Source organism: Xanthomonas sp. A1809 (genome assembly GCF_017746015.1).
Taxonomy (GTDB): domain Bacteria; phylum Pseudomonadota; class Gammaproteobacteria; order Xanthomonadales; family Xanthomonadaceae; genus Xanthomonas; species Xanthomonas euvesicatoria.
In genome coordinates this window covers 237,324-259,145 of sequence record NZ_JAGHWZ010000004.1, presented here as the reverse complement: position 1 = coordinate 259,145, position 21,822 = coordinate 237,324, and the positions used below count along the sequence as shown (strand labels likewise).

At 66.3% G+C, this 21,822-nt stretch carries 20 protein-coding genes and 1 other RNA gene; 13 read left to right on the top strand and 8 right to left on the bottom strand.

Annotated features, from left to right (window positions below; translation table 11 throughout):
- Nucleotides 1–5: 5 nt before the first annotated feature.
- The gene (locus J7396_RS05015; protein ID WP_014089100.1) at nucleotides 6–893 is read right to left on the bottom strand and encodes a helix-turn-helix domain-containing protein; all 888 of its coding nucleotides are present in this window, start codon (nucleotides 891–893) and stop codon (nucleotides 6–8) included.
- Nucleotides 894–989: 96 nt separating this feature from the next.
- Here J7396_RS05015 and pobA point away from each other — a divergent pair, with 96 nt between their 5' ends.
- Both pobA and J7396_RS05005 read left to right on the top strand, forming a co-directional pair.
- The gene (gene pobA, locus J7396_RS05010; RefSeq protein WP_136733349.1) at nucleotides 990–2,174 is read left to right on the top strand and encodes a 4-hydroxybenzoate 3-monooxygenase; all 1,185 of its coding nucleotides are present in this window, start codon (nucleotides 990–992) and stop codon (nucleotides 2,172–2,174) included.
- A 440-nt stretch (nucleotides 2,175–2,614) separates the two neighbouring features.
- Entirely contained in the window at nucleotides 2,615–3,127 is a 513-nt protein-coding gene (locus J7396_RS05005; protein WP_209261083.1) for a nuclear transport factor 2 family protein, read from the top strand.
- Nucleotides 3,128–3,243: 116 nt separating this feature from the next.
- Here the strand turns inward: J7396_RS05005 and glpK are convergent, their stop codons facing one another.
- The 6 genes from glpK to J7396_RS04975 form a co-directional block, all read right to left on the bottom strand.
- On the bottom strand, nucleotides 3,244–4,743 hold the full coding sequence (glpK, locus tag J7396_RS05000; protein WP_057682097.1) for a glycerol kinase GlpK: 1,500 nt from the start codon (nucleotides 4,741–4,743) through the stop codon (nucleotides 3,244–3,246).
- Between the two features lie 139 nt (nucleotides 4,744–4,882).
- On the bottom strand, nucleotides 4,883–5,704 hold the full coding sequence (locus J7396_RS04995) for an MIP/aquaporin family protein (RefSeq protein ID WP_014089103.1): 822 nt from the start codon (nucleotides 5,702–5,704) through the stop codon (nucleotides 4,883–4,885).
- A gap of 174 nt (nucleotides 5,705–5,878) precedes the next feature.
- Nucleotides 5,879–7,393, bottom strand: coding sequence for a glycerol-3-phosphate dehydrogenase (gene glpD, locus J7396_RS04990; RefSeq protein WP_209261082.1), 1,515 nt, complete (start codon nucleotides 7,391–7,393; stop codon nucleotides 5,879–5,881).
- A 223-nt stretch (nucleotides 7,394–7,616) separates the two neighbouring features.
- Entirely contained in the window at nucleotides 7,617–8,444 is an 828-nt protein-coding gene (locus J7396_RS04985) for a DeoR family transcriptional regulator (RefSeq protein WP_008577964.1), read from the bottom strand.
- A gap of 341 nt (nucleotides 8,445–8,785) precedes the next feature.
- Nucleotides 8,786–9,769: a PDR/VanB family oxidoreductase gene (locus J7396_RS04980; protein WP_029818385.1), complete on the bottom strand. Its 984-nt coding sequence runs from the start codon at nucleotides 9,767–9,769 to the stop codon at nucleotides 8,786–8,788.
- A 100-nt stretch (nucleotides 9,770–9,869) separates the two neighbouring features.
- Nucleotides 9,870–10,946, bottom strand: a complete 1,077-nt coding sequence (locus J7396_RS04975) for an aromatic ring-hydroxylating dioxygenase subunit alpha (RefSeq protein ID WP_209261081.1) — start codon at nucleotides 10,944–10,946, stop codon at nucleotides 9,870–9,872.
- 251 nt (nucleotides 10,947–11,197) lie between these two features.
- On the opposite strand from J7396_RS04975, the gene J7396_RS04970 reads away from it, so the two are divergent.
- The 10 genes from J7396_RS04970 (at nucleotide 11,198) to J7396_RS04925 (ending at nucleotide 19,617) form a co-directional block, all read left to right on the top strand.
- Nucleotides 11,198–12,061 carry a CoA-transferase gene (locus J7396_RS04970; protein ID WP_209261080.1) on the top strand — a complete coding sequence of 288 codons (864 nt, stop codon included), beginning with the start codon at nucleotides 11,198–11,200 and terminating at the stop codon, nucleotides 12,059–12,061.
- Nucleotides 12,058–12,846, top strand: coding sequence for a CoA-transferase subunit beta (locus J7396_RS04965; RefSeq protein WP_011346070.1), 789 nt, complete (start codon nucleotides 12,058–12,060; stop codon nucleotides 12,844–12,846). The genes J7396_RS04970 and J7396_RS04965 overlap by 4 nt, the downstream gene beginning before the upstream one ends.
- Nucleotides 12,843–14,051 (top strand): 3-oxoadipyl-CoA thiolase, encoded by a 1,209-nt coding sequence (gene pcaF / locus J7396_RS04960; protein ID WP_029818388.1) that lies wholly within the window; start codon nucleotides 12,843–12,845, stop codon nucleotides 14,049–14,051. The genes J7396_RS04965 and pcaF overlap by 4 nt, the downstream gene beginning before the upstream one ends.
- Nucleotides 14,052–14,129: 78 nt before the next feature.
- Nucleotides 14,130–14,864: a protocatechuate 3,4-dioxygenase subunit beta gene (gene pcaH, locus J7396_RS04955; RefSeq protein WP_014089110.1), complete on the top strand. Its 735-nt coding sequence runs from the start codon at nucleotides 14,130–14,132 to the stop codon at nucleotides 14,862–14,864.
- 4 nt (nucleotides 14,865–14,868) lie between these two features.
- Nucleotides 14,869–15,432 (top strand): protocatechuate 3,4-dioxygenase subunit alpha, encoded by a 564-nt coding sequence (gene pcaG, locus J7396_RS04950; RefSeq protein ID WP_014089111.1) that lies wholly within the window; start codon nucleotides 14,869–14,871, stop codon nucleotides 15,430–15,432.
- A 357-nt stretch (nucleotides 15,433–15,789) separates the two neighbouring features.
- Entirely contained in the window at nucleotides 15,790–17,142 is a 1,353-nt protein-coding gene (locus tag J7396_RS04945; RefSeq protein ID WP_042773779.1) for a 3-carboxy-cis,cis-muconate cycloisomerase, read from the top strand.
- A 10-nt stretch (nucleotides 17,143–17,152) separates the two neighbouring features.
- Nucleotides 17,153–17,935: a 3-oxoadipate enol-lactonase gene (gene pcaD, locus J7396_RS04940; protein WP_011346074.1), complete on the top strand. Its 783-nt coding sequence runs from the start codon at nucleotides 17,153–17,155 to the stop codon at nucleotides 17,933–17,935.
- Between the two features lie 26 nt (nucleotides 17,936–17,961).
- Complete coding sequence (pcaC, locus tag J7396_RS04935) at nucleotides 17,962–18,375, top strand: 4-carboxymuconolactone decarboxylase (protein WP_122273396.1); 414 nt, start codon at nucleotides 17,962–17,964, stop codon at nucleotides 18,373–18,375.
- 180 nt (nucleotides 18,376–18,555) lie between these two features.
- Nucleotides 18,556–19,482, top strand: coding sequence for an alpha/beta fold hydrolase (locus J7396_RS04930; protein WP_008578105.1), 927 nt, complete (start codon nucleotides 18,556–18,558; stop codon nucleotides 19,480–19,482).
- Nucleotides 19,483–19,542: 60 nt separating this feature from the next.
- A non-coding RNA gene (locus J7396_RS04925) (sX9 sRNA) lies at nucleotides 19,543–19,617 on the top strand.
- Nucleotides 19,618–19,841: 224 nt separating this feature from the next.
- Here J7396_RS04925 and J7396_RS04920 read toward each other — a convergent pair.
- The gene (locus J7396_RS04920) at nucleotides 19,842–20,702 is read right to left on the bottom strand and encodes an IclR family transcriptional regulator C-terminal domain-containing protein (RefSeq protein WP_014089115.1); all 861 of its coding nucleotides are present in this window, start codon (nucleotides 20,700–20,702) and stop codon (nucleotides 19,842–19,844) included.
- Nucleotides 20,703–20,850: 148 nt separating this feature from the next.
- On the opposite strand from J7396_RS04920, the gene J7396_RS04915 reads away from it, so the two are divergent.
- Nucleotides 20,851–21,711, top strand: a complete 861-nt coding sequence (locus J7396_RS04915; protein WP_008578107.1) for a PA4780 family RIO1-like protein kinase — start codon at nucleotides 20,851–20,853, stop codon at nucleotides 21,709–21,711.
- The last annotated feature ends 111 nt before the right edge of the window (nucleotides 21,712–21,822 follow it).

Sequence of the window (21,822 nt, the reverse complement as noted above, 5' to 3'; positions counted from 1 at the left end):
CGCTCCTACTGACCGGCCCGAAAGCGCGTCGGCGAGCAACCGGCGTGCCGTGCGAAGTAGCGACTGAAATAGGCGGCGTCGAAAAATCCAAGGCTGGCGGCAATCTGTTGCACGCTCAGGCTGGTGTAACGCAGGGTGCGGCGTGCTTCCAGCATGATCCTGCGCTGCAACAACTGCAGTGCGGAGGCGCCAGCCAGGCGCTGGCATAACGCGTTGAGGTGACCGGGCGTCAACCCGAGTTGATCGGCGTAGCGGGAAATCGGCCAGTGGGCGCGGTAGTGCTGGTCGATCAAGCCTTGATAGGCGCGCAGGTGGCGCAGCGCCGGGTCTGCCTGCGGGCTGATCGCTGCGGCATGCCGGGCCCGCTCCAGTGCCGTACGCGCCATCCAGATGACCAGCTGCGCCGCTGCGGCCTGCGCTGCGAGGTCATCGCCGATCGACCGGCGTGCGTGGTCCTGCGCAATGCTGCCAAACAACACATCCAGCCATTTGCGCGCATGCTGGGCGTGCACAACGGCTGGCGCGGCCATGACCTGTTGCAGTAACGGCGCAGCGTTCAGCGCCGTCCTGACCAGCGGCATGCACATGGTGATGACGTGGCCACGCACTGCCGGGTCGAAGGCAAAGCCATGCACGCAGAGCGGCGGAAGCCACACCACGCTGGCACCGCGCAGGCGTTGGGTGCGCCCATCCAGCTGCAGGGTGGCCGGTCCGCGCTGCACATAGACCAGTTGCGCCAAATCCTCGTGTCGGTGCGGCACGATCTGCCAGTCGTGCAGCCGGCTGCGTGCGGCAATCGATTCCCAATGCAGCAATTCGGCGGCATCGGCGTGTTGCTCGCCGTACAAGCCGAAGGCAGGGACTGCGGCAGTGTCGGGCACGGATGTGGCCATCGTCGAAAAGTCCAAGGACTGCACGCAATCATCCCTTCAACGCAGTGCTTTGGCTACCGACACTGCACGCATCGCCATCCAGGCCAGGAGCAGTGCATGCGAACGCAGGTTGCGATCATCGGCGCCGGGCCATCGGGCCTGTTGCTGGGAGAACTGTTGCGGCTCGCCGGCATCGATTGCGTCATCGTCGAGCGGCAGACGCCCCAGCATGTGCTGGCGCGCATCCGCGCCGGGGTATTGGAGCAGGGCAGTGTGGAACTGCTGCAGCGCGCCGGCGTCGGCGAGCGGTTGCAGCGCGAAGGCTTGCTGCATCACGGCTTCGAATTGTCCCTGGACGGTCAGCGCGAGCGTATCGATCTGCTGCGCGGCTGCGGCCGCGGCGTCACCGTTTATGGGCAGACCGAGGTCACCGCCGATCTGATGCATGCGCGCCAGCGCAGCGGGGCACCTACCCATTACAACGCGCAGGACGTGGCCCTGTGCGATGTGGAAGGCCCCACGCCTGCAGTGGAGTTCACGCAGGACGGCCAGCGCAGGCGTCTTGACTGCGACTACATCGTCGGCTGCGATGGGTATCACGGCGTCAGCCGTGCCAGCATCCCCGCCGAGCGGCTGCGCCTGTTCGAGCGTGTGTACCCGTTTGGTTGGCTCGGGGTGCTGGCCGATACGCCACCCGTGCACGAAGAACTGGTCTACGCACGTCACCGGCGCGGGTTTGCACTATGTTCGATGCGCTCGCCCACCCGTACGCGCTATTACATCCAGGTGCCGGCCAGCGCGCAGGTGGAGGCCTGGAGCGATCAGGCGTTCTGGGACGAGTTGCGTGCACGGCTCCCGCCTGCGTTGGCGGCGCAACTGGTGACCGGCGCATCGATCGAGAAGAGCATCGCACCGCTGCGCAGTTTCGTCGCCGAGCCGATGCAGTATGGCCGCTTGTTCCTGGCTGGCGATGCTGCACATATCGTGCCGCCCACCGGCGCCAAGGGCCTGAACTTGGCGCTTGGCGATGTCGGCTTGTTGGCGCAGCTGTTCGAGCGTTGGAAGACAAGCGGCGATGCCGGTGTGCTGGAACAGTATTCGACCTTGGCCTTGCAGCGTGTGTGGAAGGCCGAGCGGTTCTCGTGGTGGATGACCACCCTGTTGCACCGCTTCGATGACGAAGACGCATTCACTGCGCGGCTGCACGGAGCGGAGCTGGACTATCTGCTCGGTAGCGAGGCGGGCCGCGCGACGCTGGCGGAAAATTATGCAGGTCTCCCGTTGGCCGCGCTATCGGACTGATGGCGCATTCGTGATTGCGTAATAGCAGACGCCGCGGAGCGGATTTCTAGGTGGATATCCTGGCTCGATGTCGCCTTGGCTGCGCAAGTGCGATGCGTGCGCACAACAGCGCTTCCCCAAACCGGCTTGAATGATGCGCGTCAGCGCACATGCATTGCTTCCACTGCGGTCATCGCCCACTCGACCGCGACACCCGGGTCCATTCTGTACACGGTGCAGCAGCACGCTGCCGCTCACCGCATGGGTGATGTTTTTCTCACCAACGGTTGCACAAGTGCCCAGGTGCATGCTCAGGCGGCTAGCGGGCCGGTGAACGGCACCGGTAGGGTGGCGATGACGCGTTAATGCAGCTGTGCGCACGCGCGTCTTCCCCCCGCTCAACGGACACGTTGCTGGCGTCCCCGATGAGCGCACTGCCACTCTCCACCCAGGAGTACTCCATGAAGAAGTTGCTCTCCCGTGCCTTGTTGCTGGTCATGCTCATCGCACCAATGGCTGCGTTCGCGCAGACCGCGGTAACGGCCAATCCCAATCATCAGAAGATGCTGCTCGGCAGCACCTGGTATGAAACTGCCAACAAGCGGCTGGTCTACGATTTCTGGCGCACCGTGTTCGAAGCTGGCCAGGTGCAGTACGCGCCGATGTACATGGACAAGAACTACATCCAGCACAATCCGAACGTGGCCAATGGGCGCGATGCGTTTATCGCCTTCCTGACCGCGTTCGTGAAGCCGACGCCGGTGCAGCCGCGGGTGCGATTGCCCTTGGTCGCCATTACCGCCGATGGCGATCTGGTCACTTTGGTGTCGGTGCGCACCTTACCCAACCCCAATAAGCCCGGCACCACGTACACCACCACCTGGTTCGACATGTTCCGGATCGAGAAGGGCCTGATCAAGGAACATTGGGACCCGGACACCATCGCCGGACGTGCCAGCACCGGCAGCCAGTAACCACCGCTGCACACCAGGCTGCGTTGCGTGGCCCTGCGTGTGTCCTCGACGCTCGAAGATGAGCTCATCACAGCGCCCACCTCACGGTGGGCGCTGCCGTGTTGGCGGCCCCAGTGTCAGCTGATGCGAAATCCCATCGTCGCTTCCACTGCTTGCTGCCAGCCGGCGTAGAGCGCTTGGCGCTTGTCGTCGGCCATGGCCGGCTCGAAGCGACGATCCACGGCCCACTGTTTGGCGATTTCTTCGCGGCTGCCCCAGAATCCAGTTGCAAGCCCTGCCAGATACGCCGCACCGAGCGCAGTGGTTTCCGCGACTTCCGGGCGGAGTACCGGCACATTGAGAATGTCACTCTGGAACTGCGCCATGAAGTCGTTGGCGATGGCACCGCCGTCGGCACGCAGTTCTTTCAGCTCGATGCCGGAATCGCTTTGCATCGCGGTGAGCACGTCGCGGGTCTGGTAGGCCATCGATTCGACTGCTGCACGCACGAAGTGTTCCTTGGTGGTACCACGCGTCAGCCCGAACACCGCGCCGCGGATGTCGCTGCGCCAGTACGGCGCGCCCAGGCCGACGAAGGCCGGCACGATGTACACGCCATCGTTGTCGCCGGCACGCTCGGCATAGGCTTGCGAGTCGCTGGCCTTGCCCAGCATGCGCAAGCCATCGCGCAGCCACTGCACCACCGAGCCGGCAACGAAGATCGCGCCTTCCAGCGCGTATTCGACCTTGCCGTCGATGCCCCAGGCAATCGTGGTCAGCAAACCGGCCTTGGACGCCACCGCCTTGTCGCCGGTATTCATCAGCATGAAACAGCCGGTGCCATAGGTGTTTTTCGCCATGCCCGGTTCGAAGCAGGCCTGGCCGAACAACGCGGCCTGCTGGTCGCCGGCGATGCCGGCGATGGGCACCTGTTCGCCGTAGAAGTACTGGGTCTGGGTCATGCCATAGATCTCGCTGGACGAACGCACGTCCGGCAGCATCTGCGCAGGCACGTCCAACATGGCCAGCAGTTCAGCATCCCACTCAAGCGTGTGGATGTTGAACATCATGGTGCGCGAGGCATTGGTGTAGTCGGTGACGTGCACCTTGCCGCCGGTGAGATTCCAGATCAGCCAACTGTCGATGGTGCCGAACGCCAGTTCGCCTTTCTGCGCGCGTTCGCGCGCGCCTTCGACGTGGTCGAGAATCCACTTGACCTTGGTTCCGGAAAAATACGCATCGATCAGCAGGCCGGTCTTCTCGCGCACCATCTGCTCATGCCCGGCCTCCTTGAGCTGGGTGCAGATGTCCTTGGTCTGCCGCGATTGCCACACGATGGCGTTGTAGATCGGCTGGCCGGTGGCCTTGTCCCACACCACCGCGGTCTCGCGCTGGTTGGTGATGCCGATCCCGGCGATCGCGCGCGCATCGATCTGCGCGTTGTTGAGCAGTTCGGTGATGGTGGTATAGACGCTGGTCATGATCTCGCGCGGGTTGTGTTCCACCCAGCCCGGCTGCGGAAAGATCTGGCCGAATTCGCGCTGCGCCACGCCGGCCACCTTGCCCTGGCGGTCGAACAACATCGCGCGTGAGCTGGTGGTGCCTTGATCGATCGCAAGGACGTACTGCTTTTCCATCGAAGATTCCTCGAACAATGCCGGCATTGGCGCACGGCGAGAAAGGTCGGTGCAGGCGATGACGCCGCGTGGCCATCAGGGCTTGGCCACAGGTAACCTCACGCGTCGTCAGCGTGATTGTTGGCTTGGCGCAGCACCATCACAGTGGATCGAGCGGTTTGCCGCCGCCCTGCAGATGGCGCACCCGCGCCGGCAGGAATGGCAGGATCAGCCACTGGTAGGCCAGCGCGCCGATCGGCCCACCGATCAACGGGCCAACGATCGGGATCCACCAATAGTTGTCCTTGGCCGGCAACGCGGCCTCGCCCCAGCCGGCGAAATACGCGAACAGGCGCGGGCCGAAGTCGCGCGCCGGGTTCATCGCCCAGGCCTCCAGATAGCCCATCGACGCGCCCAGCGTGGCGACCAGCAAGCCGATCATCAACGCGCCGGAGTTGGCAGTGGGTGCGGCCTCGTTGAACTGCTCGGTGATGGCGAAGATGCCGAAGATCAGGAACGCCGTGATGATGATCTGGTCGACCAGCGCATGCATCGGCGTGACCGCCAGCCCCGGTGCGGTGAAGAACACCCCGGCTGCGCCGCCGGCTTCGCGGGTGAGCTGCTGCACCTGGTTGAAGTGATCGATCACCGGCCCGTACAACTGATAGACGATGGCCGCGCCCAGGAATGCGCCGACCACCTGCGCAAACCAGTAGGGCAATACCTTCTTCCAGGAAAACCCGCGGAACAGTGCCAGCGCCAGCGTGACCGCCGGATTGGCGTGCGTCCCGGATACCGAGCCGGTCACGTAGATCGCCAGTGTCACCGCCAGGCCCCAGGCGATACACACGCCCCAATAGGCGTTTTGATAAGGGCTGGGGTCGTACAGGATGTACATCGCCGCCACCGAATCGCCGAGCGCGATGATGATGAACATCGCGACCGCCTCGGAGATCAACTCACCTACGAGTTGCCGGCTCATGCGTGCATGCCCGCAAGGTCGAAGATGCAGAAAACAGCGTGCAGCGCGCTTGCTCGCGCGCAGCGGTGGTCGGTGATGCTCATCTGGGGTGCCCTCCACGTGACTTGGGTGACGCTGGCTGAAGCGCCGGAATACGTTGCCGGGCGACCCGTCCTCGCCGGAAACGCGGTGTGTTCAAGCAGAAACGGCATCGCGTTGCCGGATCGGCTGCGTCTGCAGATAGTCTTCCAGGCGCTGCCGCCCAGCCGCATCAATCCGCAGGCCGAGCTTGCTGCGCCGCCACAGGATATCGTCGGCAGCCACCGCCCATTCGTGTTGACGCAGGTAATCCACCTCGGCCTGGTACAGGTCCGCACCGAAGTGCGTGCCCAGATCGGCCAGGCTCTGCGCATCGCCAAGCAGTTGTTCGGCGCAGGTGCCGTAGTTGCGCACCAGCCGCTGCGCAGTCGCCGCCGGCAGCCAGGGGCGCGCGCGGCCGACGCGTTCCAGCAGGCTGGCGATATCGCGCTGCTCGCCGCCTGGTAATGCCTCCCCACGTGCGGTCCACGCCGGCTTGCGTGCGCCCAGCGCGTGGGTGAGCCGGTCCACTGCCTCTTCGGCGAGCTTGCGATAGGTGGTCAGCTTGCCGCCGAACACGTTGAGCAATGGCGCACCCTCGGTGACCACTTCCAGCTGGTAGTCGCGGGTCACTTCGGCTGCGTTGTCTTCGGCATCGTCCAGCAACGGCCGCACGCCGCTGTAATTCCACACCACATCGGCGGGGGAGATCTGCTGGTGGAAATACAGGTTCACCGCGTCGCACAGGTATTGCACTTCGGCCGCATCGATCTTCGGCGCGGCGGGGTCGGCTTCGTAGTCCACGTCGGTGGTGCCGATCAAGGTGAAGTCGTGCTCGTAGGGGATGGCGAACACGATGCGCCGGTCCGGTTGCTGGAAGATGTAAGCATGGTCGTGATCGAACAGCTTGGGCACCACGATATGGCTGCCCTTGACCAGCCGCAATGCGTGTTCGTGCGGCACCGAGGCCACGGTGTCCAGGAACGCCACTGCCCAGGGGCCGGCCGCATTGGCGAGCGCGCGCGCCTGCACCGTGCGGCGGCGGCCCTCGCGGTCTTCGAGCTCGGCATACCAGAAGCCGGCATCGCGCCAGGCACCGACACAGCGCGTGCGCGTGTGGATCTTGGCGCCGCGCCTGGCGGCGTCCATCGCGTTGAGCACCACCAGCCGCGCGTCCTGCACCCAGGCGTCCGAATACACGAAGCCGGTGCGCAGCGATTCCTGCAGCGGCGCACCGATCGGGTGCGTCCGCAGCGACAGCCGCCGCGAGCGTGGCAGGCTGCGCTTGCTGCCGCCCAGATGGTCGTACAGGAACAGCCCGGCGCGGATCATCCATGCCGGGCGCAGGTGCGGTTGGTGGGGCAGCAGGAAGCGCAACGGCCAGATGATGTGCGGGGCCAGCCGCAGCAACACTTCGCGCTCGGCCAGTGCCTTGCCGACCAGCGCGAATTCGTACTGCTCCAGATAGCGCAGGCCGCCGTGAATGAGTTTGGTACTGGCGCTGCTGGTATGCGCGGCCAGGTCGTCCTGCTCGCACAGGCACACCGACAGACCGCGCCCGGCCGCATCACGGGCAATGCCGACCCCGTTGATGCCGCCGCCGATTACCAGAAGATCGTATATCTCGCCCATCGGTGCCTCCGTCCGGGCGCGCTGATGAGCGAACCCAAGTTGTCATGTTCGAACATATTCGAACATAGAACCTTGCGGGGGCGTGAAGATGGACAGCTTTAGTATCAGCAGTGACGTAAGCGCGAATCGGCTATGTAAGAGCGGATTAAGAGATGGCGTCCCTATCAGGCCCGATGGTCTTCGGCGGCTATCGCGTAAAAACGCTCAAAAACGAACATCGAACTCAGGCGGTTCCGTCCGCGTCCGCCAAGTGCACCCGGGTACCGGCCTCGGCCAGGACGCTTGCCAACTCCTGCGGCGGCGGCCGGTCGGTGAACCAGTCGTGCACCTGGGCGAGAGCGCCCAGCCGCACCATGGCGTTGCGACCGAACTTGCTGTGATCGGCGGCCAGCAGCACGTGCCGCGAGTGCTCGATGATGGCCTGCGCCACGCGCACTTCCTGGTAATCGAAATCCAGCAGGGTGCCGTCCAGATCGATACCGGAAATGCCGATCACCCCGAAGTCCACCTTGAACTGGCGGATCAGCTCCACCGTCGCCTCGCCGGTCACGCCTTGGTCGCGCCCGCGCACCACACCGCCGGCCACGATCACCTCGAAACTGGGGTTGGCGCTGAGCATCACCGCCACGTTGAGGTTGTTGGTGATCACGCGCAGCCCGCGGTGCTGCAGCAACGCGCGTGCGACTTCTTCGTTGGTGGTACCCAAGTTGATGAACAGCGAGGCATCGTCGGGAATGAAACGCGCCACACGTGCGGCGATGTGCTGCTTTTCGCGGGCCTGCAGCGCCTTGCGTGCGGTGTAGGCCAGATTCTCCACGCTGGAGGGCATGCTGACGCCGCCGTGATAGCGGCGCAGCACGCCGGCATCGCAGAGCAAGGTCAGATCGCGCCGGATGGTCTGCGGCGTCACCTCAAAGCGTGTGGCCAAACCTTCGACCTCGGCAAAGCCCTGCTGCCGCACCAGCGCCACCAATTGCTCCTGGCGCGGGTTCAACGCCGGCGCCGGGACCGTCCTGTAGTGAGTCGACTCCATGCGCAGATGATCGCGCATACGCGTGAGGATGCAAACACGGCGGGGTGCACGCTGAGCGCGATAGGGCTTGCCGGCGAACATCGGCCTGAAGCGGTGCACCCCAGGCGACATGCCGGACGCGCTGCGCTGAGGCTTCACGGTTCTGGACGCATACGATTACCCGGCAGGCTCGGTCAGGGCTCGGTAAAGATCGCCGCCTTCGGTGTGTGCGTGCTGAAGCGCCAACGAGAAGGTGGCCAGCAACGCGCGGACACGCAGTGGGTCGTGCCGATGAAACGCGGGCGCCGCAAACGCGTTGCTCGCTGAAGCCCAGTATCGACCGCAACCGCCGGACGATGCGCAGCCGGCCGGATGCCGGCTCAGCCCAGCTTGCTGCGATAGCCGGTGTCGATGCTGATGCTGCCGCCTACCGCACGCGACACGCAGGCACAGAGCTTGCGATTCTCCCGGCGCTGCTCGTCGCTGAAGAACACGTCGCGGTGATCGATATCGGCGGAGCTGTCCAGCACGTCCACCGCGCACAGGCCGCATTCGCCACGGCGGCACTCGGCGATCAGCTCCACCCCGGCGTCGGCCAGTGCGTCCAGCATCGATTCGTTTTCAGCGACCGGCACTTCCAGGCCCAGCCCCGGCAATTTCACCACGAACGCCTGCGCCGGCACCCGCCCGCTATTGCCGAAGGTTTCGAAGTGCAGGCGCGCACGCGGCCGGCCGGCGGCGTGCCAGTGCTGGCGTACCGCCTCGAGCATGCCCAGCGGCCCGCACACATACACCTCGGCATTGGGCGACAGGCGCGCCAGTTCGGCAGCCAGATCCGGCGGGCCGGCGCTGTCGTCGCATTGCAGTTGCAAACGTTCGCCCAGCAGTGCTTCCAGCGTGTCGACATACGCCATTGCGCTGCGCGAGCGGCCGGCGTACAGCAGACGAAACGCGCGGTGGCCACGCGCCAGCCGCTGCGCCATGCCGACGATCGGGGTGATGCCGATGCCGCCGGCGATCAGCAGGATTTCCTCGCCGCTTTCATCCAGCGCGAAGTTGTTGCTGGGCGGCGACATCTCCACCACATCGCCCGGCGCAAGCGTCCACATATGCAGCGAGCCGCCACGGCTGTCGGGCATTTGCCGCACTGCGATCTGGTAGTACCCATCGGCACGCGGTTCGCCCACCAACGAATACGAGCGCACATCGTCGCGACCATGCAGCTGCACACGAAAATCCACATGGCTGCCCACCTCGAAGCTGCGCGCAGCGGTGCCGGGATCGAGCACGATTTCGCGCACGCCCGGGCAGGCGTCGGCAATGCTGACGACGCGGGCACGATGCCACTGGGTGTCTTTACGCATGGAGGGCTCCGGGCAATGAGGTCTGCCGGCCGGCGCCGGCTGTGATGGCACCGCAATACGGCGCTGTGAGCGATGACATGGCTGGCCGCATGCGAAGTGCTCAGCCCACCATGCGCAGCGACAGATCCTGCGCGCGTTGTTCCTGCGCGATCAGGCGGTCGATCACGCGTCGCGCCCACATGCCGCCGGCATCGACGTTGAGGTTGTAGAAGGTGTGATCCGGATGCGCATCGATGGCGCGTTGCTGCGCCTCCAGCACCACTTCGTCCTCGCCGAAGATGCCGGCGATGGTGTTAGTGTGCGTGGTGGTGGTCGATTGATCGTGCAGCGCATAGTTGCGCATGAAGGCCCAGAAATAATGACACGTGCGATCAGTTTCCGGGGTCACGGTATTGAGCACATAGGCGTTGACGCCCTGGCTGCGATCGCCTTCCGGCGCGCCGGTGCCGGCGATGGCCACGCCGACATCGATGGCGATGGTGGCGGGTGCTTCGAAGCGAATGATCTGCCAGCGATCGACCTTGCCGTGGTAGTCCAGATGGCGGGCGATCTGGCCGCCCCAGAAGGGCGGTGGGTCGATGTTGCGCATCCAGCGCGACACGACAACGCTGCGATCGCCATGCACTACATCGAAGGGCGTTTCGGCCACCTCGTCCTGGCCGATGCTGGAGCCGTGCACGAAGGTCTCGTGGGTCAGGTCCATCAGGTTGTCCAGCACCAGCCGATAGTCGCACTTGGCATGGATGGTGCGGCCATCGCCGGCCCAGGCCGGATCATGCGACCAGTGCAGGTCGGGAATCAGGCGCGTATCGGCCTTGGCCGGGTCGCCCGGCCAGATCCATACGTAGCGGTGTTTTTCGGCCACCGGAAAGCTGCGCACGCAGGCCGAGGGATTGATGGTGTCCTGCGAGGGCATGTGCACGCAGCGCCCCTGCGTGTTGTAGACCAGCCCGTGATAGCCGCAGACCACGTCGTCGCCGCGCAGCTTGCCCATCGACAAGGGCACCAGCCGATGCCAGCAGGCGTCTTCGAGCGCGACGACCGTACCGGCGGTGGTGCGGTAGACCACCACGTCCAGGTTGCAGAGCTTGCGCGGGCTGAGCACGTGCTTGATCTCATGGTCCCAGGCAACGGCGTACCACGCATTGAGGGGAAACAGCGGCTTGGACTGCGACATGACCGTGACTCCTGGGTGTGTAGGCAACCTGGATGCGACGCGGCGTGCGCCGGCCTGCAGCTAGTGGGCGCGCAATGCAACGCTGGCGTCTGCTTGCGCGCGAAGTTATGTATACACCGGAGACAATGTGGGCGCGTTACGGCTCTGCCGAAATTGTGCGAATATCGATTTGAATCACCGATTATCGGATTGACCACCCTGCCGGCTGCGCCTACCGTGAGCCCACGCTCGCTGTGCTGGAAGGGAACGCAATGGCCGAAATCGTCGCTCTCGCGGAAGCGGTGTCGCAGCTGATCGCCGATGGCGATTGCGTGGCGATGGAAGGCTTCACCCATCTGATTCCGCATGCGGCCGGGCACGAGGTGATCCGTCAGCACAAGCGCGCGCTGCGGCTGGTGCGCATGACCCCCGACCTGATCTACGACCAGCTGATCGGCGCCGGTTGCGCGGCAGCGCTGCGGTTTTCCTGGGGCGGCAATCCCGGCGTCGGTTCGTTGCACCGGCTGCGCGATGCAGTGGAACACGCCTGGCCGCAGCCGCTGCAGATTCGCGAACACAGCCACGCCGATATGGCCAATGCCTATGTGGCCGGTGCGTCGGGGCTGCCGTTTGCAGTGCTGCGCGGGTATGTCGGTTCGGATCTGCCGCGCGTCAACGACAGCATCAAGTTCCTGCAGTGCCCGTATACCGGCCAAACGCTGGCCACCTCGCCGGCCGTCAACCCCGATGTCACGGTGATCCACGCCCAGCGGGCCGACCGCCGCGGCAACGTGTTGCTCTGGGGCATTCTGGGCGTGCAGAAGGAAGCGGTGCTGGCAGCGCGCAAGGTGATCGTGACGGTGGAAGAGATCGTCGACAGCCTGGACGCGCCGCCCAATACCTGCATCCTGCCGCGTTGGGTTGTCGATGCGGTCTGCGTTGTCCCTGGTGGCGCGGCGCCCTCGTATGCGCATGGCTACTACGCGCGCGACAATCGGTTCTATCTGGCCTGGGATACGATCGCGCGCGACCGTGCGAAGTTCCAGGCCTGGATCCAGACGCATATTCTCGACACCGACGATTTCGCCGGTTTTCAGCGCGTGTATGCACAGTCCCAGCAGCAGGTGGCCGCATGAGCGCCTACAGCACCAACGAGATGATGACGGTGGCTGCCGCGCGCCGCCTGCCCGATGGCGCAGTGTGTTTTGTCGGTATCGGCTTGCCGTCCACTGCCGCCAACCTGGCTCGGCTGACGCATGCACCGGACGTCACCTTGATTTACGAATCCGGCCCGATCGGTGCGCGCCCGCAGGTGTTGCCACTCTCGATCGGCGACGGCGAGCTGGCCGAAACCGCCGCCACCGTGGTCTCCACGCCAGAGATCTTCCGCTACTGGCTGCAGGGCGGGCGCGTGGATGTGGGCTTTCTGGGGGCGGCGCAGATCGATCGGTACGCCAACCTCAACACCACCGTGATTGGCTCCTACGCTGCGCCGAAAACGCGCTTGCCCGGCGCCGGTGGCGCGCCGGAAATTGCCGCCAGCGCCAAGCGGGTGTTCATCATCATGCGCCAATCCGAACGCAGCTTCGTGTCGCGGTTGGACTTCATCACCACGGTCGGGCATCTGGACGGTGGCGATGCGCGCGCGCGCGCCGGCCTCCCCGGCGCCGGCCCGACCGTGGTCGTCACCGACCTGTGCGTGATGGAACCCGACCCCGTGACCCGCGAACTCACCGTGACCTCGCTGCATCCCGGCGCCACGCGCGAGCAGGTCAGCGCGGCGACCGGGTGGCCGATCCGGTTCGCCGCCGACCTTGCACAAACCACGCCGCCCAGTACCGCCGAGCTGGATGCCTTGCGCGCGCTGCAGGCACGCACCGATGCAGCGCATGGTGTGCAGGCAATGGGAGCCCAGGCATGAGCGAGGTGTACCTGATCGATGGCATCCGCACGCCGATCGGCCGTTACGGTGGCGCCTTGTCCAGCGTGCGCGCCGACGATCTGGGCGCAGTGCCCATCGCCGCATTGCTGGCGCGGCAGTCGCAGCTGGAGCCGGCCGCAATCGACGATGTGTACCTGGGCTGCGCCAACCAGGCCGGCGAAGACAATCGCAATGTCGCGCGTATGAGCCTGTTGCTGGCCGGCCTGCCGTCTTCGGTGCCGGGCAGCACGCTCAATCGCCTGTGCGGCTCGGGCCTGGACGCGATCGGCACGGTAGCGCGCGGCATCCGTGCCGGCGAACTGGATCTTGCCATTGCCGGCGGCGTCGAATCGATGTCGCGCGCGCCGTGGGTGATGGGCAAGGCCGACAGCGCCTTCGCCCGCACCCAGCAGCTGGAAGACACCACCATGGGCTGGCGCTTCATCAATCCGCGCCTGCAGGCGGTCTATGGCACCGAACTGATGGGGGAAACGGCGGAAAACGTGGCGCAGCGGTACGCCATCGCGCGCGAAGACCAGGATGCGTTCGCACTGCGCAGCCAGCAACGCGTGGCGGCGGCGCAGGCAGCCGGTTTCTTCGATGCGGAAATCACCCCGGTGGCCGTGGCAGCGCGCAAGGGCGGCGATGCCTCCACGGTCGAACACGATGAAGCGCCGCGACCCAACACCACCGCCGACATGCTGGCCAAGCTCAAACCGGTGTTCCGCCAGCCCGGCACCGTGACGGCCGGCAATGCCTCCGGTCTCAACGATGGCGCCGCTGCCTTGCTGCTGGCCTCGGCGCAGGCCGTGCAGGCTCACCGGCTGACGCCGCGTGCGCGCGTGCTGGGGTTCGCCTCGGCGGGCGTGGAGCCGGCGTACATGGGCATCGGCCCGGTGCCGGCCACCCAGCGCCTGCTGGCGCGCTTGCACCTGCGCATCGCGCAGTTCGATGCGATCGAATTCAATGAAGCCTTCGCTGCGCAGGCGCTGGCCTGCACGCGTGCATTGGGCCTGGCCGACGATGCCGCACACGTCAATGCCAACGGTGGCGCCATTGCGCTCGGGCATCCGCTCGGCATGAGCGGTGCGCGGCTGGCGCTGACCTTGCTGCGGCAGCTGGAGGCGGGCAACGGGCGACTCGGGCTGGCCAGCATGTGCATCGGAGTGGGGCAGGGCGTGGCGTTGGCGATCGAGCGCCTGTGAACCGGCTGTTGCAACCTCCCTCGTCCTTCCCTTGCACCCATGTCGTTCTGGTCGTCTTGTTGCCGACGGAGATTCAAGATGCGCGATCCCACCGCTGACCAACCTGCCATCGCCGACCCGCTGCTCGGCTACCGCCGCAGCCGGCCCGGTACGCAGCCGGCGTACCTGCATCCGGCATACGCTTCCACCACATTGCGAGGGCCTACGCGTGATCCGATCGACCTGCCGGTCACGCTGTCGGAAGTCACCGGCCCGCGCCTGGATCGGCTCACGCTGGGCGCGCACGCGGCCGATCTCACTGCAGGGTTCAGTGGCGCGCCGCTGGGCGAGCGCATCATCGTCTCCGGCCGCGTGCTCGACGAAAACGGCAGGCCGGTCCGCCACAGCGTGGTGGAAGTGTGGCAATGCAACGCGGCTGGTCGCTACCAGCACGCTGGCGATCAGCACGATGCACCGCTGGACCCCAACTTCCGCGGCACCGGCCAGGTGCTGACCGATGAGCACGGCCGCTACAGTTTCAAGACCATCAAGCCGGGCGCGTATCCGTGGCGCAATCACTACAACGCCTGGCGGCCGGCGCACATCCATTTTTCGTTGCACGGCGATGGCATCGGGCAGCGGCTGGTCACCCAGATGTATTTCCCCGGCGACCCGCTGCTGGCGCACGACCCCATCTTCAACTGTGTCGACGATGCGCTGGCGCGCGAACGCATGGTGTCCAGTTTCGACTGGGAAAACGCCGTCAGCGAGTACGCGTTGGCCTACCGCTTCGACATCGTCTTGCGCGGTCGCAAGCAAACGGTCTGGGAGTGACACGATGAGCCTGCATGCAACGCCGTCGCAGACCGTCGGCCCGTATTACCGGCTGGGATTGGAGCCGCTGTATCGCCAACAGATCGCACCTGCGCAGGCCGCGGGCACGCATGTGCAGATCAGCGGTTGCATCTTCGATGGCGCCGGCGCGCCAGTGGCCGATGCGGTGCTGGAAGTGTGGCAAGCCGATGCTGCGGGCATCTATGCGCATGTGGCCGACGGTCGCTGCGAGGCCCACGACCCCAGCTTCGACGGCTGGGGCCGCGTGCCCACCGATGCCAACGGGCGTTTTACCTTCAGCACCATCAAGCCGGGCAGGGTGGCGGGCCCGGACGGCAAGCAGCAGGCGGCGCATCTGACGGTGCTGGTCTTCATGCGCGGCCTCTTGCGCGGGGTGTCGACGCGGCTGTATTTCGCCGACGACCCACAGCTGGGCAGCGACCCGATCCTGGCGCTGGTGCCGGCCGAGCGGCGCGCCACCTTGCTGGCCCAGCCGCATCCAGGCGGTGCGTACACGTGGGACATCCACATGCAGGGCGACGCGGAAACGGTGTTCTTCCGCTATTGATCCGCATGCCGATGTTGAAACGCCGTATGCGTACAGGGACAGCGCTGCATCCTGCCGGCACGCGGCCACGTCCACAGGGCCATAGGCGCCGCTGCACGAGCGCCTGCTGCCGAAACATCGCCAGGGTATCTCCGGCGACAAGCAATGCGCCGTGACGCCTCACGCACATGCATCCGGGGCAGCGCGCATCGTGGCAGGCAGGTGCACACGTGCACTCGCGTGCACGCAGCGCAAGCACGCATGGCCTCATCCACCTCATCCCGGCAGTGCCAGGCGCGCACGATGCATTGCCCTTTGGTCTAGTTGGCACCTTGGTACATCGGTGCGATGCTGCCGGCTCGCCTAGAGATGCAATGCATGAGTGCGACATCTTCGTTGTTGGGATCCTTGTTCGGCGAGCCTGCGTGCGAGGCCTTGTTCGACGATGCCGCGCGCGTGCAGGCGATGCTGCAGTTCGAATCGGCGCTGGCGCGCGCCCAGGCGCAGTGCGGGGTGATTCCCGCCGAGGCCGCGCAGGCCATTGCCGCTGCCTGCGATGTGCAGCACTACGACCTGGCCGCGCTGGCGCAGGCCACGGCGCTGGCCGGCAATCCCGCCATTCCGCTGGTCAAGGCGTTGACCGCGCAGGTGGCCGCGCACGACAACGCCGCCGCGCGCTGGGTGCACTGGGGCGCCACCAGCCAGGACGTCATCGATACCGGCATGGTGCTGCAGCTGCGCGCCGCTCTCGATCTGCTGCTGCCGCGTCTGCACGCCCTGTGCGCCGATCTGGCGGTGCTGGCCGAACGCGAGCGCAACACCGGCCTGCCCGGTCGCACCCTGCTGCAGCAGGCCGTGCCGGTCACCTTCGGGCTCAAGGTCGCCGGTTGGCTGGACGCCCTGCAGCGTGCGCAGCGGCGCCTGCACGCCTTGCGGCACGATGCCTTGGTGCTGCAGTTCGGCGGCGCGGCCGGCACCCTGGCCTCGTTGCAGGGCCGTGGCCTGGAAGTGGCGCAGGCGCTGGCGAGCGCCCTGGCGTTGCCGCTGCCCGCGCTGCCCTGGCATACCGCGCGCGACCGCATCGTCGAGGTCGGCTGCGCCTTCGGTCTGCTGGCCGGCACGCTGGGCAAGATCGGCGGCGATGTGGTGTTGCTGATGCAAACGGAGGTGGGCGAAGCGTTCGAGCCGGCCGCCGCCGGCAAAGGTGGCTCCTCGGCGATGCCGCACAAGCGCAATCCGGTCTCCAGCGTGGCAGCCGTGGCTGCGGCCACCCGCGTACCGGGCCTGGTCGCCACCTTGTTCAGCGCCATGGCGCAGCCGCACGAGCGCGCAGCCGGGCAATGGCATGCCGAGTGGGACACCTTGCCGCAGATCGTCTGCCTCACCGCCGGCAGCCTGGCGCAGATGCAGCTGTGCCTGTCGGGTCTGGAACTGGATCGCCCACGCATGCAGGCGCATCTAGACAGCCACGGCGGGCTGCTCTACGCCGAGGCGGCCGTGTTCGCGCTTGCGCCACACCTGGGCAAGCCGCAGGCGCACGCCCTGGTGGAACAGGCCGCGCTGCGCGCGCAGGCGCAGCAACGGCATTTGCGCGAGGTGCTTGGCGAGCACGCGCAGGTGAGCGCGGTGCTCACGCACGCGCAACTGCAGGCAGTGTTCGATAGCGCAAGTTGGCGCGGCATGTCCTCGGTGTGGATCGACCGCGTGCTGGCTGGATCTTCTTCCTGTTGACGGTGCCTCGATGGCTTATCTCCAGTTGCCCACGCATCGCCTGCACTACCGCCTGGACGGCACCGAAGGACGCCCCTGGCTGACTTTCTGCAATTCGCTGGGCACCGATCTGCACATGTGGGACGTGCAGCTCGAAGCCTTCGCTGCGCACTACCGCATCCTGCGCTACGACCGCCGCGGCCATGGGTATTCGGAGACGCCGCCCGGCCCGTACAGCGTCGCCGACCTGGGTCAGGACGTGCTGGCACTGTGGGACGCCCTGGAGATCGCGCAAAGCGATTTCTGCGGCCTGTCGATCGGCGGGCTCACCGGCCAGTGGCTGGGCCTGCATGCACCGCAGCGCTTGCGCCGGCTGGTGGTGTGCGCCACCGCGCAGAAGATCGGCAGTGCCGCCACCTGGGAAACCCGCATCGAACAGGTGCGCAGCGAAGGCCTTCCGACGCTGATCGATGCCACGCTGCAGCGCTGGTTTACCCCCGAATTTGCCATCAGCCATGCGCAGCGGCTGGACATGATCGCTGCTGCCTTCGTGTCCACTTCGCCTGCCGGCTACATCGCCTGCTGCCAGGCGGTGGCCGATGCGGACTTCCGCGGCGCATTGGACGGGCTGAGCCTGCCGCTGCTGGCGCTGGCCGGCGACGACGACCCGGTGTGCCCGCCGCCTGACCTGCGCGAGATCGCCTATGCCGCGCCGGACGGGCATTACGCCCAGGTGCCTGGCCGCCACATCTGCAACCTGGAATCGCCGGCCGCGTTCAACCAGGCGGTACTCGGCTTTCTTCAGGGCCAGTGAGCTTTCCCACCTTGCAAGGACACCCCATGCACGAAGACGAACGTTATCAAGCCGGCATGCGCGAACGCCGACGCGTCCTTGGCGATGCGCACGTCGACCGTGCGCTGGCCGGGCGTAGCGAATTCACCGAAGAATTTCAGGACCTGATCACCCGCTATGCCTGGGGCAGCATCTGGACCCGCGACGGCCTGCCGGCCCACACCCGTTCGCTGATCACCCTGTCGATGATGATCGCGCTAGGCCACGACGAAGAATTCAAGCTGCACGTGCGTGCGGCGCGCAACAACGGCGTCACGCCTGCGCAGATCAAGGAAGTGCTGCTGCAGGCGGCGATCTACTGCGGCGTGCCGGCCGCCAACCACGCGTTCGTGCTGGCCAGGCCGATCCTGGAAGAACAGGCGGCAGACGCTGGCGCAGCATCGGCGGCGCAACCGCGGTAAGAGTGGTCTCAGGGCGGCGGGCAAACCGACTGCGCTCAGCGTCCGGCGCGCGTGGTCGGTACCCGGTGCGGCGTGGACCACTCGTACACTGCGGTGCCTGGCGCGCCGTCCAAAATCGCCTGCCGACTGCGCGCACACGCGTATTGGCGGCGCTCAGCCCACCGCAACCGGAGACATCGCATGCTGCATCGATTGGTCTGCCTGCTGGTGGTGTCATTGGCAACCGCGGCGCTGCACGCACAACCGCAGCCCGGCCCCGGCACCGTGTTGGCGCAGGTGCGTACCGACGATGGCCAGACGCTGGCGGTGTGGTCGCGCGTGCCCGCGCAGCCACGTGGCACGATCGTGCTGGTGCACGGCCGCACCTGGAGCGCATTGCCCAACTTCGATTTGCAGGTGCCTGGCGAGCCGCGTGACGCGCGCTCTGTCCTTGCAGCGCTCGCGCAAGCCGGGTTTGCCGCGTATGCGGTGGATCTGCGCGGCTACGGTGGCAGCCCACGCGACCGCACGGGCTGGAATACGCCCGCCCGTGCAGTGGCCGATGTCCGCAATGTGCTGGCCTGGGTCGCGCAGACCCATCCCGGCCTGCCGCCGCCGGCATTGCTGGGCTATTCCAACGGCGCGCGGGTGGCGTTGCTGCTCGCGCAGCAGCAACCGCAGGCGATGTCTGCCCTGGTGTTGTTTGGCTTCCCCGATGACGTGGATGCAGCGCCTGCGCCGGCGGTTCCGGCAGATCGGCCCTTGCGCGCACCCACCACGGCCGCTGCGGCCGGTGAGGACTTCATCACCGCCAATGCGGCACCACCGGGCGTGCGTGCGGCTTACGTCGCCCAGGCGCTGGCAGCGGACCCGGTGCGCACCGACTGGCGCGCCATGGAGCAGTTCGCCTTCCATCCCGAGCAAGTCGCGACGGTGCCGGTCTTGCTGTTGCGCGGCGTCGACGACCCGATCGCCACCCAGGCAGACAACGCGCATCTCTACGCACGCCTGCGCAGCGAAGATCGCAGCTGGGTGACCCTGCCGCACGCCGACCACGTGGCCCAGGTCGAAGACAGCCACGCAGCGTGGGTGGATGCGGTAGTGAGCTTTCTGCGCCGGCCGCGCTAGGAGCCGTCAACAAAAGACTGCGCGGCCGTCAGGCGGGCGTGGTCGGTGCCCGGTGCGGCATTGCAACCTCGTGCATTGCGGTTCCTGTGCGTCATCCGCATCCATCTGCCGACTGCTCGCTACGTCTTGTTTGCCGCCTGGGTCGGGACGCGTGCAACAGCAAGTGGCGATCAATTCGAACAGGCCTGGCCTGGCGCTTTGCGATGTGCAGCCTCGCATGCACGTCGGGCACGCGCGCAATGCGTGGACGCGATTGCTTTTGACCTCTGCCAGCCACCACTGCGCCACTAGCGCTTATGCAGCACAGGGGCAGGTCAGATGCCCCGCGGGCGACGCCCGCGCCAACGCAAGGTGCTGCGCTAACTCAGCAAGGTTCCCAGCCGCTGCGCCGCCTGCTTCAGCGGTTCCAGCAACTGCGTTTGCATCGTCTGCAGGCTCACCCGCCCGGCCTGGGCGCCAATGTTGAGCGCGGCGATCACCTCGCCGCGCAGGTTGCGCACCGGCACGGCGATCGAGCGCAGGCCGATTTCCAGTTCCTGATCGGTCAGGCACATGCCTTCGCGGCGCGTGCGCGCCAGCACCTCCAGCAGCGCCGAGGCCTGGGTCACCGTGCGGTCGGTCCGCGGACGCAAGGTGGTGCGTTCCAGATACGCCTGCAAGGTGTCGCCGGGCAGCGCAGCCAGCAACACCCGCCCCATCGATGTGCAGTAGGCCGGCAGCCGCGTCCCCGGGCGCAGCCCGATCGACATGATGCGCACCGTTTCCGACCGCGCAACGTACAGCAGATCGTCGCCATCCAGCACGCCCAGCGAACACGATTCGTGCAGTTGGTCGCGCAGGCCGTCCAGGACCGGCTGTGCGGCCGCGGTCATCGATGAAGACGCCGCGTACGCGCCACCGATGCCCAGCACGCGCGGCAGCAACACGTAGCCACGTCCCTGCTCGCCCACATAGCCCAGCTTGGCCAGCGTATGCAGCACGCGCCGGACGGCTGCGCGCGAGATGCCGGTTTCCAGGCTGATCTGCGACATCGTCACTTCGCGCGCATGCTGTGCGAACACGCTCAGCACCACCAGCCCGCGCCCCAGCGAGGTCATGAAGTCCGGATCGCCCTGGGCGGCGGCGATCTGCTGCATCAGCTCATGCGGCAGGCCGCGATCGCTGCCGGCCGCAACCACGGTGGCGGGACGTTTGCGGCGGCTGGAGGCGGGCTCGGGCATAGGAGTGCGGCAGCGGACAGGTCCGTGCATGGTAAGCGCTCGCGCCATGGTATGCCCCGGCTCACACTCTGTGCGTGGGCATGTAAGCGCTTCACCCTGCTTGCCGCATAATCGCCGCTGGTTTGTGACGGATCGGTGCGCTTAGTCCATGAAAACCCCCAACGGCCTGCAGCCGCTGATCGACGACGGCGTCATCGACGAAGTGTTGCGACCACTGAAGAGCGGCAAGGAAGCATCCGTCTACGTCGTGAGCGCAGGCGCCGAGATCCTGTGCGCCAAGGTCTACAAGGACATGGCGCAACGCAGTTTCCAGGCGCGCGTGCAGTACCAGGAAGGCCGCAAGGTGCGTGGCAGCCGTCAGGCCCGCGCGATGGGCAAGGCCACCAAGTTCGGCCGCAAGGAAGCCGAAACCGCCTGGAAGAACACCGAAGCCGACGCGCTCTATCAACTGGTGGATGCCGGGGTGCATGTGCCCAAACCGCGCGGTTACTTCCACGGCGTGCTGCTGATGGATCTGGTCACCGATGACGCCGGCCACAGCGCACCGCGGCTGGGCGAGGTGGACCTGGAACCCGAGCAGGCGCGCGCCTTCCACACCAGCCTGATCGGCGATGTGGTCAAGATGCTGTCGCTGGGCCTGGTGCACGGCGATCTGTCCGAATACAACGTGCTGGTTTCGCCCGATGGCCCGGTGGTGATCGACTTTCCGCAGGTGGTCAGTGCCGCCGGCAACAATGCCGCGCGCGACATGCTGCTGCGCGACGTGCACAACCTGCGCGACTGCCTGGGCCGTTTCGCGCCCGAGCTGCTGGACACCCATTACGGCGAAGAGATGTGGGCGCTGTTCGAAAAGGGCGAACTGCGCCCGGACAGCGTGCTCACCGGTCGCTTCAAATTCGACACCCGCCGCGCCGATGTACGCGCCGTCCGTGCCTCGATCGAAGATGCGCGCCAGGAAAACCTCATTCGCCAGCAAGGCCGCGAAGCGGCTGCCGAAGACAACGACTAGGAAGTGCCAACAGGCCGCTGCGCCGGCCGCCAGGCCGCAGCAGCAGCGCATTGGTTGCGATGCAGCGCAGCAAATTCAGCGCGCACGCTGCAGTCATTGCGACATCGCCGA

Bases quoted from the DNA above. Each gene is read 5' to 3' on its own strand.
- J7396_RS05015 (WP_014089100.1), bottom strand. From the start codon at position 893: ATGGCCACATCCGTGCCCGACACTGCCGCAGTCCCTGCCTTCGGCTTG.
- pobA (WP_136733349.1), top strand. From the start codon at position 990: ATGCGAACGCAGGTTGCGATCATCGGCGCCGGGCCATCGGGCCTGTTG.
- J7396_RS05005 (WP_209261083.1), top strand. From the start codon at position 2,615: ATGAAGAAGTTGCTCTCCCGTGCCTTGTTGCTGGTCATGCTCATCGCA.
- glpK (WP_057682097.1), bottom strand. From the start codon at position 4,743: ATGGAAAAGCAGTACGTCCTTGCGATCGATCAAGGCACCACCAGCTCA.
- J7396_RS04995 (WP_014089103.1), bottom strand. From the start codon at position 5,704: ATGAGCCGGCAACTCGTAGGTGAGTTGATCTCCGAGGCGGTCGCGATG.
- glpD (WP_209261082.1), bottom strand. From the start codon at position 7,393: ATGGGCGAGATATACGATCTTCTGGTAATCGGCGGCGGCATCAACGGG.
- J7396_RS04985 (WP_008577964.1), bottom strand. From the start codon at position 8,444: ATGCGCGATCATCTGCGCATGGAGTCGACTCACTACAGGACGGTCCCG.
- J7396_RS04980 (WP_029818385.1), bottom strand. From the start codon at position 9,769: ATGCGTAAAGACACCCAGTGGCATCGTGCCCGCGTCGTCAGCATTGCC.
- J7396_RS04975 (WP_209261081.1), bottom strand. From the start codon at position 10,946: ATGTCGCAGTCCAAGCCGCTGTTTCCCCTCAATGCGTGGTACGCCGTT.
- J7396_RS04970 (WP_209261080.1), top strand. From the start codon at position 11,198: ATGGCCGAAATCGTCGCTCTCGCGGAAGCGGTGTCGCAGCTGATCGCC.
- J7396_RS04965 (WP_011346070.1), top strand. From the start codon at position 12,058: ATGAGCGCCTACAGCACCAACGAGATGATGACGGTGGCTGCCGCGCGC.
- pcaF (WP_029818388.1), top strand. From the start codon at position 12,843: ATGAGCGAGGTGTACCTGATCGATGGCATCCGCACGCCGATCGGCCGT.
- pcaH (WP_014089110.1), top strand. From the start codon at position 14,130: ATGCGCGATCCCACCGCTGACCAACCTGCCATCGCCGACCCGCTGCTC.
- pcaG (WP_014089111.1), top strand. From the start codon at position 14,869: ATGAGCCTGCATGCAACGCCGTCGCAGACCGTCGGCCCGTATTACCGG.
- J7396_RS04945 (WP_042773779.1), top strand. From the start codon at position 15,790: ATGAGTGCGACATCTTCGTTGTTGGGATCCTTGTTCGGCGAGCCTGCG.
- pcaD (WP_011346074.1), top strand. From the start codon at position 17,153: ATGGCTTATCTCCAGTTGCCCACGCATCGCCTGCACTACCGCCTGGAC.
- pcaC (WP_122273396.1), top strand. From the start codon at position 17,962: ATGCACGAAGACGAACGTTATCAAGCCGGCATGCGCGAACGCCGACGC.
- J7396_RS04930 (WP_008578105.1), top strand. From the start codon at position 18,556: ATGCTGCATCGATTGGTCTGCCTGCTGGTGGTGTCATTGGCAACCGCG.
- J7396_RS04920 (WP_014089115.1), bottom strand. From the start codon at position 20,702: ATGCCCGAGCCCGCCTCCAGCCGCCGCAAACGTCCCGCCACCGTGGTT.
- J7396_RS04915 (WP_008578107.1), top strand. From the start codon at position 20,851: ATGAAAACCCCCAACGGCCTGCAGCCGCTGATCGACGACGGCGTCATC.